We start from the raw sequence: 17,074 nt of genomic DNA, 5'->3' as shown, positions 1-17,074 counted from the left end.
TGGGTCCATTTCAGCGCAGATGACGAGAACGCCATGGCCGGGCTAATTCCCCAGAGCTTCATTGACGACCTTCTGAACCGCACCGACATCGTCGACGTGGTCAGCTCGCGCCTGCAAATGAAAAAAGCCGGCAAGAACTACACTGCCTGCTGCCCGTTCCACAAAGAGAAAACCCCCTCCTTCAGCGTCAGCCCCGACAAACAGTTCTATTACTGCTTCGGCTGCGGCGCTGGCGGCAACGCCCTCGGCTTCATGATGGACCACGACAATCTGGATTTCGTCCAGGCTGTCGAAGAACTGGCCAAAGCCGCCGGCATGGAAATTCCCCGCGAAGAAAGCGGTCGGGCGCACAAACCGCGCCAGCCTACTGATTCGCCGCTGTATCCGCTACTCACCGCCGCCGCCGACTTTTATCGTCAAGCCCTGAAAAGCCATCCGTCGCGCAAAGCCGCCGTGGACTATTTGAAGGGTCGTGGACTAACGGGTGAAATCGCCCGGGACTTCGGTCTCGGTTTTGCCCCGCCTGGCTGGGACAATCTGTACAAGCACTTGAGCAGCGATACCCTGCAGCAAAAAGCCATGATCGATGCCGGCCTGTTGATCGAGAACGCCGAAACCGGCAAGCGCTATGACCGCTTCCGCGATCGCGTAATGTTCCCGATCCGCGACAGTCGTGGGCGCATCATTGCCTTTGGCGGCCGGGTGCTGGGCGACGACAAGCCGAAATACCTGAATTCACCCGAAACTCCGGTTTTCCATAAGGGCCAGGAACTCTACGGCCTTTATGAAGCACGCAAGAACAATCGCAACCTCGACGAAATCATCGTCGTCGAAGGCTACATGGACGTCATCGCCCTCGCCCAGCAAGGCCTGCGCAATGCCGTCGCAACACTGGGCACCGCCACCAGCGAAGAACACATGAAGCGCCTGTTTCGCGTCGTGCCCAGCGTGCTGTTCTGCTTTGATGGCGACCAGGCGGGCCGAAATGCCGCCTGGCGGGCACTGGAGGCAACCCTTCCATGCCTGCAAGACGGCCGTCGGGCGCGTTTTCTATTCCTGCCTGAAGGCGAAGATCCGGATACCCTGGTCCGCTCCGAGGGCACTGACGCCTTCCGCGCACGGATCAATCAGCATGCCCAGCCGCTGGCCGATTACTTTTTTCAACAGCTGACCGAAGAATCGGACCCGCGCTCCCTCGAAGGCAAGGCCCATATGGCCACCCTCGCCGCGCCGCTGATCGACAAAGTCCCGGGCGCCAACCTGCGCATCTTGATGCGCCAGCGCCTGAGCGAAATTACCGGGCTTAGTGGTGAAGCCGTGAGCCAACTGGTGCAAAGCACGCCTCAGCCTCAGGAAGCGCCACCCGCTTACGATCCAGGCATCGATTACGACGCCATGCCGGATTACAGCGACTACCATCAGCCGCAGGCACAAGAGATGTACGCGCCGCAGCAGGAGTGGACGCCGAAGAAGCCTGGCGCAGGCGGCAAGAAATGGGACAAGAAGCCGTGGGACAAGAATGGCAAACGCGGCGGTGATCGCGATCAGCCGCGCGCGCCACGGATTCCGGCCGCTGTAGAGCCGCCTACCCTGGCCGCCTTGCGCACATTGCTGCATCACCCGCAACTGGCCGAGAAAGTCGAGGATGCCGGGCATTTCGCGGCCGAGGACCATACCAACACACAACTGTTGGTCGCCCTGCTCGAAGCCGTACAGAAGAATCCCAAGCTAAACTCATTTCAACTGATTGCGCGCTGGCACGGCACCGAACAAGGCCGACTGCTCAAAGCGCTGGCAGAAAAGGAATGGCTGATTGATGGAGATAACCTTGAACAACAGTTTTTCGACACCATTACTAGCTTGTCAGCCCGCCAACGCGAGCGAAACCTGGAACAACTTCTTCGAAAAGCACGTCAAAGTGAATTGAGCACCGAAGAGAAAAATCAACTGCGCGACCTTTTAAGTCGCAATGTTTCCGCATCAAGCCCGACCTCAACTGGCGCGTGAGGTCATAGCTCAGGTATAATCCTCGGCTTGTTTTTTGCCCGCCAAGACCTTCAGTGGATAGGGTGTTATGTCCGGAAAAGCGCAACAGCAGTCTCGTATCAAAGAGTTGATCACACTTGGTCGTGAGCAGGGCTACCTGACTTACGCGGAGGTCAACGACCACCTGCCGGAGGATATTTCAGATCCGGAACAGGTGGAAGACATCATCCGCATGATTAATGACATGGGGATCAACGTATTCGAGGTTGCGCCAGATAAGGATTCCCTTATGCTGGCCGACGCCGATACCGACGAAGCCGCGGCCGAAGAGGCAGCAGCAGCGTTGGCAGCGGTCGAGACCGACATTGGTCGCACCACCGACCCAGTGCGCATGTACATGCGTGAAATGGGTACGGTAGAGCTCCTCACACGTGAAGGCGAAATCGAAATCGCCAAGCGTATTGAAGAGGGCATCCGCGAAGTGATGGGCGCAATTGCGCACTTCCCTGGCACGGTTGACCATATTCTCTCCGAGTACACTCGCGTCACCACCGAAGGTGGCCGCCTGTCCGACGTCCTGAGCGGTTATATCGACCCGGACGACGGCATTGCGCCGCCTGCAGCCGAAGTGCCACCGCCTGTCGACCCGAAAGCCGTGAAAGCGGACGACGACACCGACGACGATGACGCCGAAGCGAGCGATGACGAAGAAGAAGCCGAAAGCGGTCCGGATCCGGTCATCGCCGCACAGCGCTTTGGCGCTGTCGCCGATCAGATGGAAATCACCCGCAAGGCCCTGAAAAAGCACGGTCGTGGCAACAAGCTGGCAATTGCCGAGCTGGTAGTCCTGGCTGAGCTGTTCATGCCGATCAAACTGGTGCCGAAGCAATTCGAAGGCCTGGTCGAGCGTGTTCGCAGTGCCCTGGATCGTCTGCGTCAGCAAGAGCGCGCGATCATGCAACTTTGCGTACGTGATGCCCGCATGCCGCGTGCCGACTTCCTGCGCCAGTTCCCGGGCAATGAAGTCGACGAAAGCTGGACCGATGCACTGGCCAAAGGCAAAAGCAAATACGCTGAAGCCATTGGTCGTCTGCAACCGGACATCATTCGTTGCCAGCAGAAGCTGACCGCGCTGCAAACCGAGACCGGTTTGACGATCGCCGAGATCAAGGACATCAACCGTCGCATGTCGATCGGTGAGGCCAAGGCCCGCCGCGCGAAGAAAGAGATGGTCGAAGCGAACTTGCGTCTGGTGATCTCCATCGCCAAGAAGTACACCAACCGTGGCCTGCAATTCCTCGATCTGATCCAGGAAGGCAACATCGGTCTGATGAAAGCGGTAGACAAGTTCGAATACCGCCGCGGCTACAAATTCTCGACTTATGCCACCTGGTGGATCCGTCAGGCGATCACTCGCTCGATCGCCGACCAGGCCCGCACCATCCGTATTCCGGTGCACATGATCGAGACGATTAACAAGCTCAACCGTATTTCCCGGCAGATGCTGCAGGAAATGGGTCGCGAACCGACCCCGGAAGAGCTGGGCGAACGCATGGAAATGCCTGAGGACAAGATCCGCAAGGTATTGAAGATCGCTAAAGAGCCGATCTCCATGGAAACCCCGATCGGTGATGACGAAGATTCTCATCTGGGTGACTTCATCGAAGACTCGACCATGCAGTCGCCAATCGATGTCGCCACTGTTGAGAGCCTTAAAGAAGCGACTCGCGAAGTCCTGTCCGGCCTCACTGCCCGTGAAGCCAAGGTTCTGCGCATGCGCTTCGGTATCGACATGAATACCGACCACACCCTTGAGGAGGTTGGTAAGCAGTTCGACGTGACCCGTGAACGGATTCGTCAGATCGAAGCCAAGGCGCTGCGCAAGCTGCGCCACCCGACGAGAAGCGAGCATTTGCGCTCCTTCCTCGACGAGTGATCACAGAACCCCCGGCCCAGGCCGGGGGTTTTGCTTTATGCAGATTAAATGCCCCGTACATCCCCCCCGCCGCATAGCCCGTCTACACTCGAAGCATTCCCCCAAGCCGTAACGAGACCGTTATGCCCAGATGGCCGACCGTGTTTCTTTTGCTGTCGCTGATGACCTGGACCGCAACGGCTGGCGCGTTGACTCTGACCGACGAAGAACGTAGCTGGCTAACGGCTCACCCGGAATTGCGCCTGGGCGTGGACGCGTCCTGGCCGCCGTTTGAGTTTCGCGACGAGCACGGGCGTTATCAGGGCCTGGCAGCGGACTACATCAACGTCATCCGCCAACGGCTGGCCATCAAACTCACGCCCATCGAGCCGGTCAGCTGGACTGAAGTCTTGCAGCAGGCCAAACAAGGCAAGCTAGACATCTTGCCGGGCATTATGTCGACTCCCGAGCGTCAGACGTATCTGTCGTTCACCCGCCCCTATCTCGACTTTCCGATTGTCATTCTGGCTCACGTCGGAGGCCCCCAACCGCGCAAACTCGAAGACCTGTACGGGCTGAAGATCGCCGTGGTGGAAAACTACGCCCCCCATGAACTATTGCGCACCCGCCATCCCGACCTGAATCTGGTGGCGATGCCCAACGTCAGCTCGGCGCTGCAGGCGCTCGCTACCGACGCCGTGGACGCCGTAGTCGGCGATCTCGCCTCCAGTGTCTGGAGCCTGCGCCAGCTCAAGCTCGACGGGCTTTACGTCAGCGGTGAAACACCCTATCGCTACCAATTGGCGATGGCCGTGCCACCGAACAACAAGCTGTTGGTCAGCATCCTGGACAAAGTCCTGGCAGACATGACCCCAAGTGAAATCAGTGCCATCCAGGAACATTGGATCGGTAACGTCCTGGACCATCGAACCATCTGGCTCGACGTGCTGATTTACGGCCTGCCTGGATTACTGTTTCTGATGATCGTGCTGGCAGTGGTTATCCGGATCAACCGCCGACTCAGTTCGGAAATTGCCCGTCGGGTCGCTCTGGAACAGGAGCTGCGCAGCAGCGAATACCATTATCGCGGGCTGGTAGAGAGTCTTTCGGCCATCGCCTGGGAAGCCCGGATCAGCGATTACACCTACAGCTACGTGTCACCTCATGCTGAGGAGCTCCTTGGTTACCCATTGCCCCACTGGCTGATTCCGGGCTTCTGGCGCAACATCATCCACCCGGCGGATCTGACCCGGGCCCAAACCTTCTGCGACCGTGAAGTGGCAGCCGGGCGCGATCACAGCGTCGATTACCGGGTCATCACCGCCGACGGCCGCTGCCTGTGGGTCCGCGATATCGTCAGCCTGATCGAGCACGCCCATGAACCGGTACTGCGCGGGCTGATGATCGACATCAGCGAAGCCAAGCGCACCGAAGAGGCGTTGCGCCTGTCGGAACAGAAGTTCGCTTCAGTGTTCCAGCAATGCCCGGATATTCTGGTGATCGCCCGGCTTTCCGACGGTTGTCTGCTGGAAGTCAACGAAGCGTTCGAAGAACAGATCGGTCTCAAGGCCGAAGACGTCATAGGCCAGACCGCCACCGACCTGAACATCTGGGGCGTACCCGGCGTGGGCCCAGGTTTGTTGCAGCGTTTGCAGGCCGGCAGCATCCGCAACCTGGAGATGCCCTTTCGCCGCAGCAATGGCCAGGTGTTTACCGGCCTGATTTCCGCCGAGCCTTTCGATCTCGATACGACCCCGGCCCTGGTGGTCGTCGTGCGGGACATCAGTCAGCTCAAAGAGACCCAGCAACAACTGCAAACCTCCGAAGAGAAATTCGCCAAAGCCTTTCATGCGTCTCCCGACGGCTTGCTCTTGTCCCGGCAGAGCGACGGTTTGCTGTTGGAAGTCAACGAAGGCTTCAGCCGTATTACCGGTTTCAACAGCGCGATGTCCGTGGATCGGTCGGCCCTGGACCTGGGGATCTGGGTCAATCTCAACGAACGCAAGCAGATGCTCGAGCTGTTGCATCGGGATGGTTTCGTGCGCGACTTCAGTTGCCACATCCGCCGCAAAGACGGGCAGATCCGGCTGTGTGAGGTTTCAAGCCGGCCGTTGCCCATCGGCGATGAAGACTGCATGTTGACCATTGCCCGGGACATTACCGAGCGGCATCTGATGCAGGAGAAACTGCAGCAGGCCGCCACGGTGTTCGAGAGCACTGCCGAGGGTGTATTGATCACCGACACCCAACAGCACATCAGTGCGGTCAATCGTGCATTCACCGAAATTACCGGCTACAGCGAGAGCGAAGCGCTGGGCCATACTCCTCGCCTGCTCGCCTCGGGTCTGCATGACAGCGCATTTTATGCGGCGATGTGGCATCAGTTGACCGCCGACGGTCATTGGCAGGGCGAGATTTCCAACCGGCGCAAGAATGGCGAGCTTTACCCGAGCTGGCTGACCATCAGTGCAGTGCGCAACCGGGACAAATTCATCACCCACTTTGTTGCGGTGTTCGCGGACATTTCCAGCCTCAAGCACGCTCAGGCCAAACTCGACTACCAGGCGCACCACGACCCGCTGACCGGCCTGCCAAACCGCACATTGTTCGAGAGTCGGCTGCTGACCGCACTGAACAGCCAGCAGGAAAACGGGGGACAGGGCGCAGTGCTGTTCCTCGACCTGGACCGCTTCAAGCACATCAACGACAGCCTCGGCCACCCGGTCGGCGACCTGCTGCTCAAAGGCATCGCCGTACGCCTCAAGGAGCAGCTGCGCGATATCGATACCGTGGCGCGGCTGGGTGGCGACGAGTTCATCATCCTGCTCCCGGGGCTGCAACAATCCAGCGATGCCGACAACATTGCCACCAAGCTGTTGAACTGCTTCACCGCCCCTTTCCAGGCCGGTGAACACGAGTTTTTCATCAGCGCCAGCATCGGCACCAGCCTGTATCCCAAGGACGGCTGCGACGTCGCCACGCTGGTCAAGAACGCCGATGCCGCGATGTATCGTTCCAAGGCCAAGGGTCGTAACCGGGTTGAAAGCTACACCCGCGACCTCACCGCCCAAGCCAGTGAGCGCGTGGCGCTGGAACATGAACTGCGGCGCGCCATCGAGCGCAATGAGCTGTTTTTGTACTACCAGCCAAAAATCAGTCTGGATGACCATCGGGTGGTAGGTGCCGAAGCGCTGATCCGCTGGCATCACCCTACCTTTGGCGATGTACCTCCCGAGCACTTCATTCCCCTGGCTGAAGAAAACGGCATGATCCTGCAAATCGGCGATTGGGTACTTGAGACCGCCTGCCGACAGATGTACGAGTGGAATCAGGTCTATGAGTGCCTGGGCCCACTCTCAGTCAACCTCGCAGGCGCGCAACTGCGCCAGCCGAACCTGCTCGGCCGGATCGAGCAATTACTCAAAGACAACCACCTCAATCCCGGCTTCCTGCAACTGGAAATCACTGAAAACTTCATCATGAGCCAGGCCGAAGAAGCGCTGGCGGTGCTACATCAACTCAAACGCCTGGGTGTGCAACTGGCAATCGATGATTTCGGTACTGGCTATTCGTCCCTGAGCTACCTCAAACGCCTGCCGCTGGACATCCTCAAGATCGACCAATCCTTCGTCCGCGGCCTGCCGGACGACCCACACGACGCGGCCATTGTTCGCGCAATCATCGCCCTGGGCCGCAGCATGCAATTCACCGTCATCGCCGAGGGCGTCGAAACCCAGGCGCAGCAGCAATTTCTCACCGCCGAAGGCTGCGAACAGATCCAGGGTTACATCGTCAGCCTGCCACTTCCCCCCGACGAATTCGCCGCGACGTTTCTTCGTACAGCCATATTGGATTTTTCGGATAGCACAGCCGAGAAACCATCGCTATAATCCGCGGCCTACTGAGGGCCTATAGCTCAGTTGGTTAGAGCAGGGGACTCATAATCCCTTGGTCGTAGGTTCGAGTCCTACTGGGCCCACCATACTCAAAGCCGCGCACTGCGCGGTTTTCGTGTTTTCTGGTCGGCCACCGCTGATACAATCCTATGGACACCGTCGCGATCCAGGACTGGTGGCCCCCTCGCTGTAAAGGCTTGCGTGATCCGCCTTAACTCGATTGGTGAACTCCCTTTCAGCCGGTGCAAGTTCGGGGAACTCAACCAGCAGTGCCTTGTTACCTCTGGCGATGTGTTCCATCACCGCCATGGCGATGTTTTCACGCACCATCCCGATCGAGACGTAATACATGGCCCAGGCTTGTTCGGGCGTGCAGTGGCCGATCTGCTCCTCAATCTCCTTGTAGGCTTTGTATTCGTCCGACTCCAAGTAGCATTGGCAATCACCTTGGTACATGATTTTTCTCCTTCCCTAGAATCTTTGTGACAACCCCTAAGTAAGTCGGCTGATAGGGATGCCCCTGCTCCCTACGTGATTAGCAGCGCTCCAAATAAACGCGGACTATTGCAGGAAACGCACCCATTTCGCATATACAGAACCTTCCCATCAGGCGCCCTTCAGGAGTCCCGAACCGTTAGGTGCAGGGGTATTGGAAAAACAAAGATCCTCTTAGAACAACAAAGATCACGTACCACTCTTCACCTTGATCCAAACCCGAGTGCGGATTCGCTCCAACTTCAATGGCAGCGGCTCAAGTGGAACAAGTGCAGCAAAGGTCTTTTTGTCTGGATAAATCCAAGTATTGTCGCGCAGTTTCTGCTCAACAAACTCCGTGGCATCTTTATTAGCGTTCGGATACAACGTGTGATTTGAGCTCTTGGCAATAATTTCTGGTCGCAACATATAATTAATAAATGCCATGCCTTCCTTTGGGTGGGGAGCATCTTTTAACAGAACCAGATTTTCTGACCAAACCAGCGCGCCCTCGCGAGGAAGGCTGTATGCAATCTTGCGTCCAGTATTAGCCTTCTCATTGATCGCCTGCGCAGCAAGGGCACCATTGGCCCAACCTACAACTGCACAAATATTGCCATCAGCCAGGTCAGAGTCGATTCTGGATGAGTCGAAATAGAGGACGTAGGGACGGATTTTTAACAACAGGGCTTGAGCTTTCTGGTAATCATCGGGGTTCCTACTGTTGCTAGGAAGCCCAAGGTAATGCAAAGCAATTGAAATGATCTCACTTGGAGAATCGAGCATTGCCACACCGCAAGACTTGAGCTTACTGATGTTTTCTTCTTTGAAGATCAAGTCCCAGCTATTCACCGGAGCATTATCACCCAATGCCGCTTTGACTTTATCAACGTCATAGCCAATGCCGGTGGTGCCCCATAAATAGGGAACAGCGTATCGATTACCAGGGTCATTGACCGCAACCTGGGCCAAGATATCAGGATCGATGTGTGACAGATTACTCAGTTGATTACGATCCAACGGCTGAAGTACTCCCGCCTGGATCAGGCTTGGCAACACGTTGGAGGTAGCCACAACCACGTCGTACCCCGTGCGCCCAGCCATCACTTTACTCTGCATGATTTCGGCACTGTCGAACGCATCCATATGGATGCTGGTGCCGGTTTCCTGCTCAAACTCCTTTGGGGTCTCCGGTGCGATAAACCCGAACCAGTTATACAGATTCACCCCAGGCTCTACAGCCCCCACTGATGTGCTTATCCCTGCACAGAGAAGCGAGGCTGCAAAAATGGTTCGCAAAGGTGATTTGCTCATACAACTATCCTTGTCAAGACGACATGCCCTCATGGCCATCGTGAATCCTGATCGTGAATATACCCGGCATTGACGAATAGTAAATACCTACGAATACTTACCCGCAACCTACGAGTCCCTAACCCTAAAGGGGTAGAAAATGCCACTCGACCCTCATAGCCTGGCTTGGCACCGATCGATTGGAAAGCTGATCATGCAGTTGAACCGTCCAGAATTCTGGAGTTCACTTATTCGCACTCTAAATGAATATGTGCAAATTGATAACTGGGTCGTATTAATATTTAGCAATCAGCAAGTGAAAGTTGTTAGTCTTCCTGAAGTAGCAGATACCGAAGAGGTAGATGCATTCATTCATCGCTACGTGAAGGGACTTTATATGCTGGATCCATTTTACATAGCTAATCGAGAAAACCCGCAGAGCGGTTTTTTTCATATGCTGGATATTGCACCGGAGCACTTTCTTGAAACCGAGTATTATCACCAATACTTCGCACAGTATATTTCTGTAGATGAAGCGCAGTACAATGTTCAACTCGATGCCGATAGAACACTATGCATTTCCTTTGGCAGTAACGCCCGCTTCAACCAAGAGCAGATAACAATACTTGACATTATCAAACCATGGGTAACTGCGTTAATGCATCAACGCATGTGTTTTGAAACTGACATAGAAAAAGACCTCCCCGAACCAACTCTATGGCCAGAAACAATTCTCCAGCTTGGCACACACATAACAACACGCGAAAAGGACGTCCTCAAGCTGTTACTTAGCGGCTTCTCTAACAAAGAGATAGCAGGAAAACTTTCCCTGTCGGCAGAAACGATAAAAGTTCACCGCCGAAATATTTACGCCAAATTAAACATCAAATCACAACCCGAATTGTTTGCTCGATTTTTTATGCCAAAACAGGATATCGGCCCTGTAAATTGAAGTCAGTGCTTGGCACTTTTCAGGCCCGTACACTCAACGATGGAATGGCCTGCACTGGCTGTAACCGTTCAAGCATTTCCCCCGTCAACACGATCTCATAAGTATCCGCCGGCCTCCCCCATTGCTCCACGATGACCATGCCATCTACCAGCACCGTGCCCAATCCGGTAATTGTATCGGCCAACGCCTCTACGATTTGCTGAGTCCGCAACCACACACGATCAGTAATCTCTTTAAGCTCGGCAGTTATGCGCTCGGACGACGCTGCATCCGTATCGGGGTAGGAGATATTTCGCAGCAAATGCCGTAACTCCCTTACTTTTGCGTAATCCTGTTCTGCCCCGAGCTCTCCATTCAGGATGGCTGTCGCTTTCAATTTATCGACAAGTTTCCTGGCCGAATGCTTTGCAGGTAAGGTCTGACTCATGGCGCCTGCAAAGAGGACGATCAGCCGACTTTCCAAATGTTCCTTCATTTCTTCTATCGAGGAAATTGACCGCGTCAAGATAATGGAAGCCCCGGCCTGATGCCTCAAGTCCATGGTGACTTTCAAGCTCACATCACCCGTTTCAAAGCCCAAAGCTCGGGCAACCACGTAGTGCCCCATTTCGTGATTCGCGATCTGCAATGCATGTTCCCGTATAGCGGGAGGCATTTTCTTGTTCATTCCCATCATCTCCCGTCACAGCTCTCCGTTGCGTATTCGACTATGAGAATAACGGCTTATGTCTCATCCAAGGCTAGTCCAGTCAACCGCCACGAGCACCGTGCAGGATGTGCCTGTAACATGCCTGCCCATTGCTCTATACCGCTGGAGATGCCCTTTGCCTGACACCCGCCCGCCCGCCCTTGACGAAATCGACCGCCAATTGATCGCAGCCCTGCAGATCAATGCCCGCGAAAGCGTGGCCATGCTCGCCCGTCAACTGGGCATCGCCCGCACCACCGTCACGTCGCGCCTGGCGCGGCTGGAAAAGGCCAAGGTAATCACCGGTTACGGTGTGCGCCTGGGACAGCGCGTGGTGGATGGCGGATTGCAGGCGTACGTCGGGATCACGGTGCAACCACGGTCCGGCAAGGAAGTGCTGCGTCGTCTCAGCGCCATGGCGCAGGTGCAGCAGCTGTGTGCGGTGAGTGGCGAATTCGATTATGTGGCGTGGTTGCGCACCGACTCTCCGGAGCAACTGGATCAGTTGCTGGATCAGATTGGCAGTGTGGATGGCGTGGAAAAGACGACGACTTCGATCATCCTGAGTAGCAAGATTGATCGGGGGCAGCCGGTTTGAGTTTCAACCGATAATTCCATTGCCTGATCGAGCCTCATCTTGAGCAGGCTCGCTCCCAATTGAACAGTGTGTAGCGATACATCGTCATATTGATCAAGCAATTAGCAAAACGACGACACATTGCGTCTTATTAACGTGTTCTACGCTCTCTAGAATGGCTGCCATCTTTTCCTATACTCAGACGCGCACTCTGCGTCAGGTCGCCAGCAAGGTCAGCCATGAACAAGAACAATCGCCATCCTGCAGACGGTAAAAAACCGGTCACCGTTTTCGGCCCGGATTTTCCTTTCGCTTTCGACGACTGGATCGAGCACCCGGCCGGGCTGGGCAGCATTCCGGCACACAATCACGGCGCCGAAGTGGCGATTGTCGGCGCCGGCATTGCAGGCCTGGTGGCCGCCTACGAATTGATGAAGCTGGGCCTTAAACCCGTCGTCTACGAAGCCTCGAAGATGGGCGGCCGTCTGCGCTCGCAGGCCTTCAATGGCGCTGAAGGCATCATCGCCGAGCTCGGCGGTATGCGTTTCCCGGTGTCGTCCACTGCGTTTTATCACTACGTCGACAAGCTCGGCCTCCAGACCAAGCCCTTTCCGAACCCACTGACGCCTGCGTCGGGCAGCACGGTAATCGATCTGGAAGGTAAAACTCATTACGCACAGAAACTGGCGGATCTTCCTGCACTGTTCCAGGAAGTCGCTGACGCCTGGGCCGATGCTCTGGAAGCCGGCTCGCAGTTCTCCGATATCCAGCAAGCAATCCGTGATCGCGACGTGCCGCGCCTCAAGGAACTGTGGAACATCTTGGTGCCACTGTGGGACGACCGCACGTTCTATGATTTCGTCGCCACCTCCGAAGCCTTCGCCAAGCTCTCGTTCCATCACCGCGAAGTGTTCGGCCAAGTCGGTTTTGGTACTGGCGGATGGGACTCGGACTTCCCCAACTCGATGCTGGAAATCTTCCGCGTGGTGATGACCAACTGCGACGATCACCAGCATCTGGTGGTCGGCGGCGTGGAACAAGTGCCGCTGGGCATCTGGCGCCATGTGCCGGAGCGTTGCGTGCATTGGCCTGAAGGCACCAGTCTCAGTTCGTTGCACAGCGGTGCGCCACGCTCCGGTGTGAAAAAAATCGCCCACGCACCGAACGGGCGTTTTACCGTCACCGATAACTACGGCGACACACGCGAATACGCGGCAGTACTGACCACCTGCCAGAGCTGGCTGCTGACCACCCAGATCGAATGCGACGAAAGCCTGTTCTCGCAAAAGATGTGGATGGCCCTGGACCGCACCCGCTACATGCAATCGTCGAAGACGTTTGTGATGGTCGATCGCCCATTCTGGAAGGACAAGGACCCGGAAACCGGTCGCGACCTGATGAGCATGACCCTCACCGATCGCCTGACCCGCGGCACGTACCTGTTCGATAACGGCGACGACAAGCCAGGGGTGATTTGCCTGTCGTACTCGTGGATGAGCGACGCCTTGAAAATGCTCCCGCACCCGGTGGAAAAACGCGTGAAGCTGGCGCTGGATGCATTGAAGAAGATCTACCCGAAAGTCGATATCGCCGCGCGAATCATCGGCGATCCGATCACCGTGTCGTGGGAAGCCGACCCGCATTTCCTCGGCGCTTTCAAAGGCGCCCTGCCCGGCCACTACCGTTACAACCAGCGCATGTACGCGCACTTCATGCAGGACGATATGCCGGCCGAGCAGCGCGGGATTTTCATCGCCGGCGACGACGTTTCTTGGACGCCGGCATGGGTCGAAGGCGCGGTGCAGACGTCGCTCAACGCGGTGTGGGGGATCATGAAACACTTCGGCGGTGAAACTCACGCCGAAAACCCGGGTCCAGGAGATGTGTTCAACGAGATCGGTCCAATCGCCCTGCCCGAGTAAGAGGAATCCGAAATGCGCGTAGCCCTTTACCAATGTCCACCGCTGCCCCTGGATGTCGCAGGTAACCTGCAACGCCTGCATCAACTGGCGCTGGAGGCCAAGGGCGCAGACTTGCTGGTGCTGCCGGAGATGTTCCTGACCGGCTACAACATCGGCATCGATGCGGTCAGCGTGCTGGCGGAGGTGCACAACGGTGAATCGGCGCAGCAAATCGCGCGCATTGCCAAAACGACAGGGATCGCCATTTTGTATGGCTACCCGGAGCGTACCGAAGACGGGCAGATCTACAACGCTGTGCAGTTGATCGACGCCAATGGTGAACGGTTGTGCAACTACCGCAAGACTCACTTGTTCGGCGACCTCGATCGCTCGATGTTCAGCCCCGGGCCGGATGAGTTTCCGCTGGTTGAACTCAACGGCTGGAAGCTTGGCTTTTTGATCTGCTACGACCTGGAGTTCCCGGAAAACGCCCGGCGCCTGGCATTGGCCGGTGCCGAGCTGATCCTGGTACCGACAGCGAACATGATTCCCTACGATTTCATTGCCGACGTCACCGTCCGGGCACGGGCCTTCGAAAACCAGTGTTATGTGGCTTACGCCAACTATTGCGGGCACGAAGGCGAGATCCAGTATTGCGGCCAAAGCAGCATCGCCGCGCCGGATGGCAGCCGCATCGCCCAGGCCGGACTTGATGAAGCGCTGATTGTCGGTGAACTGGATCGTCAGCTGATGATCGATTCCCGCGCCGCCAATCGCTACTTCCTCGACCGCCGTCCCGAGCTATACGGCGAGCTGAACAAGCCCTAATCCGCTAGCATTAGCGCTTCTCTGTTCTGGAAGTGCTCATGCCTGCGCTGAATCACCCTCGCCTTCATACTGAAACCCTCGCCAACGGCCTGCGGGTGACGTTGCGTCATGCGCCGGATTTGAAGCGCTGCGCCGCTGCGTTGCGGGTCGCTGCAGGCAGTCACGACGTGCCACTGGCCTGGCCGGGGCTGGCGCACTTTCTTGAGCATTTGCTGTTCCTGGGTACAGAGCGCTTTCCCGCAGAGCAGGGGTTGATGGCCTACGTGCAAGGTCATGGCGGGCAGGTGAATGCGCGAACCAGCGAACGTACGACGGACTTCTTTTTCGAACTGCCGCCTCAGGCGTTTAAGGGTGGGCTGGAGCGTCTGTCAGACATGCTCGCTCATCCGCGTATGAATCCGGATGATCAGCGGCGGGAACGGGAAGTTCTGCACGCCGAATTTGTCGCCTGGTCGCGGGATGCGACGGCCCAACAGCAGTTTGCGCTGTTCGATGAGCTCTCGGCGGCTCACCCTTTGCGGGCATTTCATGCAGGAAACCGTTACAGCCTGCCGGTGCCGCAGCCTGAATTCCAGCAAGCGTTGAAGGGCTTCTATCAGCGGTTTTACCAGTCCGGGCAAATGACGCTGAGCCTGGCCGGGCCACAGAGTCTCGATGAATTGAAGCGGATGGCGCAGGCGTTTGCCGTTGCTATTCCCTCCGGCGAGAAAGTCCCTCAGACAAAACCCACCCTGTTGATGGATTCTTCAGACAATAGTTATCAACAGGCTGGAGAACGTCGACTGGATCTGCTGTTCACCTTCGAAGCACTGCCCGACTCATCGCCCGAAGCGCTGGCGTTCCTGTGCCACTGGCTGAACGCCGAAAAAACCGGCGGCCTGTTGGCGCAGCTGCGAGAGCATGGGCTGGCGGACAACCTGAAAGCCACGCCGCTCTATCACTATGCAGGCCAAGCCTTGCTGCACATCGAACTCGCACGGCCCGCCCACGCCACGCAACCGGCCAACATGATCCGCGAACGGCTTCTGGATTGGCTGGGCTTTTTTGCCTCCCATCAGGATTGGGCCGAATTGCGCGAAGAGTACTCCGCCCTGCTGCAGCGCCAACAGCAAGTCAGCAGCGCCTTGCAACTGGCCCGACGAGACAGCGAACAGCTTGAAGCCGGGCTGTCCGAACAGGGCGTTGTCGCGCTCAAGGCAATCCTTGAACAAATCGGCGCTGTGGATAACTTTACCGGCCAGTGGCAACTGCCGACTCCCAACCCGTTTTTGCGCGCCGAGACGCCAGCCCCGAATGCCGGATTGATTCGCGGCCAGACCAGCGCCCACCGCGGCCTGCGGACGTTTGCCCAGGATCGCTCACGCAGTCGCCGCGAACGATCGCCAATGCAATTCAGTCAGGCGTTGCCGGATAATACGGATGAAGGTGCGGTTTATCTGCGCTGGCGCCTGGAGTTCGCGTCTCACAGTCGCCTTCAGTCGAATCTGGAAAACAACCTGCGGTTGCTGCGCGAAGATGCGCGTCAGGCCGGTGTCGACTTTTCCTTCAGTGCCTCGGGCAACGAATGGCTATTGAAAATGACGGGGCTGCAGGAACCAATGCCGACAGTCCTCGAACATGCGCTGAAAGAACTGACAAAACCTGATGCCGATTTCTCACAGGAAGAGCCGGCGGCTGTTGCATTGATGCCGATTCGACAGCTTCTCAAAGCATTGCCCGATCTATGCCATGAGCACAGCGTAGCCTCAGATGACCTACAGCAACTCTGGTCGAGCGCACGCTGGGATGGCCTGGCCACAGGCCTGTCTGCCCAGACTCAAGCAGCGATGGGGCTTGCCTTGAGTCGTATTCCCGGCACTGCGGACAGTCAACTGACGCCACCTCCGTCGATTCGGTCGCAGCATCTGTGGAACTGCGTCGATACCGGCTCCAGCGAACACGCGTTGTTACTCTTTTGTCCGACGACAACCCATGACATCGCCGATGCAGCCGCCTGGCGTGTGCTCGCACACGTGTGCCAGACGCCGTTCTACCAGCGCCTCCGGGTAGAGTTGCAACTTGGGTATGCCGTGTTCAGCGGACTACGCCAGATAAACGGTCAGACCGGGCTGCTGTTTGGCGTGCAATCGCCGAGCGTCGCGCCCATGGATTTACTGGAACACATCGAACAGTTCCTCAGCGAACTGGAAGGGATGATCGAACGCATCGATGACGCGACTTTCATCGCTCAGCGTCAAGCCCTGGCCGATCAATTCGACAGCATCGCCCTGCCCAACGCCCAGGCCGCCGAGCTGCTCTGGCAAGGCAAACTGGCCGGCCATTCGTCTGATTACCTGCAGCGTCTGCCTCAGGCAATTCTGATGACCGACCGTGAAGCCTTGCTGGCGGCGGCACAACGACTGAATCGGGCCGATGGTGGATGGCGCTGTCTGGCCAGCGGGCCTTGTTCCGGGCCGCCTTGGCAAGTGGCAAAATGATCATTACCGGCGCTGCAATTAGCTTTCTCAAAGATTCGTGGCCAATCGCTCTGTAATTTTGAGTAACATAGCCACCTAACTATCTGA

11 protein-coding genes and 1 tRNA gene are annotated in these 17,074 nt (G+C 57.0%); 9 read left to right on the top strand and 3 right to left on the bottom strand.

The window, feature by feature from the left end:
* Positions 1 to 33: 33 nt before the first annotated feature.
* From dnaG to AB7M26_RS08210, 4 genes are all read left to right on the top strand, one after another.
* On the top strand, positions 34 to 2,007 hold the full coding sequence (gene dnaG, locus AB7M26_RS08225) for a DNA primase (protein WP_123497379.1): 1,974 nt from the start codon (positions 34 to 36) through the stop codon (positions 2,005 to 2,007).
* Positions 2,008 to 2,074: 67 nt separating this feature from the next.
* Positions 2,075 to 3,922: an RNA polymerase sigma factor RpoD gene (gene rpoD, locus AB7M26_RS08220; protein WP_123497377.1), complete on the top strand. Its 1,848-nt coding sequence runs from the start codon at positions 2,075 to 2,077 to the stop codon at positions 3,920 to 3,922.
* Between the two features lie 122 nt (positions 3,923 to 4,044).
* Positions 4,045 to 7,791, top strand: coding sequence for a bifunctional diguanylate cyclase/phosphodiesterase (locus AB7M26_RS08215; protein WP_123497375.1), 3,747 nt, complete (start codon positions 4,045 to 4,047; stop codon positions 7,789 to 7,791).
* A gap of 15 nt (positions 7,792 to 7,806) precedes the next feature.
* Positions 7,807 to 7,883, top strand: a tRNA-Ile gene (locus AB7M26_RS08210).
* A 61-nt stretch (positions 7,884 to 7,944) separates the two neighbouring features.
* On the opposite strand, the gene AB7M26_RS08205 is transcribed toward AB7M26_RS08210, so the two are convergent.
* Together AB7M26_RS08205 and AB7M26_RS08200 are read right to left on the bottom strand one after the other, a co-directional pair.
* Positions 7,945 to 8,253, bottom strand: coding sequence for a hypothetical protein (locus AB7M26_RS08205; protein WP_123497373.1), 309 nt, complete (start codon positions 8,251 to 8,253; stop codon positions 7,945 to 7,947).
* Positions 8,254 to 8,481: 228 nt separating this feature from the next.
* Positions 8,482 to 9,585 carry a polyamine ABC transporter substrate-binding protein gene (locus AB7M26_RS08200; RefSeq protein ID WP_123497371.1) on the bottom strand — a complete coding sequence of 368 codons (1,104 nt, stop codon included), beginning with the start codon at positions 9,583 to 9,585 and terminating at the stop codon, positions 8,482 to 8,484.
* Positions 9,586 to 9,724: 139 nt separating this feature from the next.
* On the opposite strand from AB7M26_RS08200, the gene AB7M26_RS08195 reads away from it, so the two are divergent.
* Entirely contained in the window at positions 9,725 to 10,516 is a 792-nt protein-coding gene (locus AB7M26_RS08195) for a helix-turn-helix domain-containing protein (protein ID WP_123497369.1), read from the top strand.
* Positions 10,517 to 10,535: 19 nt separating this feature from the next.
* Here the strand turns inward: AB7M26_RS08195 and AB7M26_RS08190 are convergent, their stop codons facing one another.
* On the bottom strand, positions 10,536 to 11,183 hold the full coding sequence (locus AB7M26_RS08190; RefSeq protein ID WP_123497443.1) for a peptidase M41: 648 nt from the start codon (positions 11,181 to 11,183) through the stop codon (positions 10,536 to 10,538).
* Positions 11,184 to 11,340: 157 nt separating this feature from the next.
* Between AB7M26_RS08190 and AB7M26_RS08185 the strand changes: the two genes are divergently transcribed.
* The 4 genes from AB7M26_RS08185 (at position 11,341) to pqqF (ending at position 16,987) form a co-directional block, all read left to right on the top strand.
* Entirely contained in the window at positions 11,341 to 11,802 is a 462-nt protein-coding gene (locus AB7M26_RS08185) for an Lrp/AsnC family transcriptional regulator (protein ID WP_007904219.1), read from the top strand.
* 218 nt (positions 11,803 to 12,020) lie between these two features.
* Positions 12,021 to 13,703, top strand: a complete 1,683-nt coding sequence (locus tag AB7M26_RS08180; protein WP_123497367.1) for a flavin monoamine oxidase family protein — start codon at positions 12,021 to 12,023, stop codon at positions 13,701 to 13,703.
* A gap of 12 nt (positions 13,704 to 13,715) precedes the next feature.
* A complete protein-coding gene (locus tag AB7M26_RS08175; protein WP_123497366.1) occupies positions 13,716 to 14,510 on the top strand; it encodes a carbon-nitrogen hydrolase family protein in 795 nt (264 codons plus the stop codon).
* 38 nt (positions 14,511 to 14,548) lie between these two features.
* On the top strand, positions 14,549 to 16,987 hold the full coding sequence (gene pqqF / locus AB7M26_RS08170) for a pyrroloquinoline quinone biosynthesis protein PqqF (protein ID WP_123497364.1): 2,439 nt from the start codon (positions 14,549 to 14,551) through the stop codon (positions 16,985 to 16,987).
* Positions 16,988 to 17,074 lie beyond the last annotated feature (87 nt).

It is taken from the genome of Pseudomonas sp. F-14 TE3482, assembly GCF_053629455.1.
Note: the sequence above shows the minus strand (reverse complement) of the source record. Positions and strands in the feature narration are given on the sequence as shown.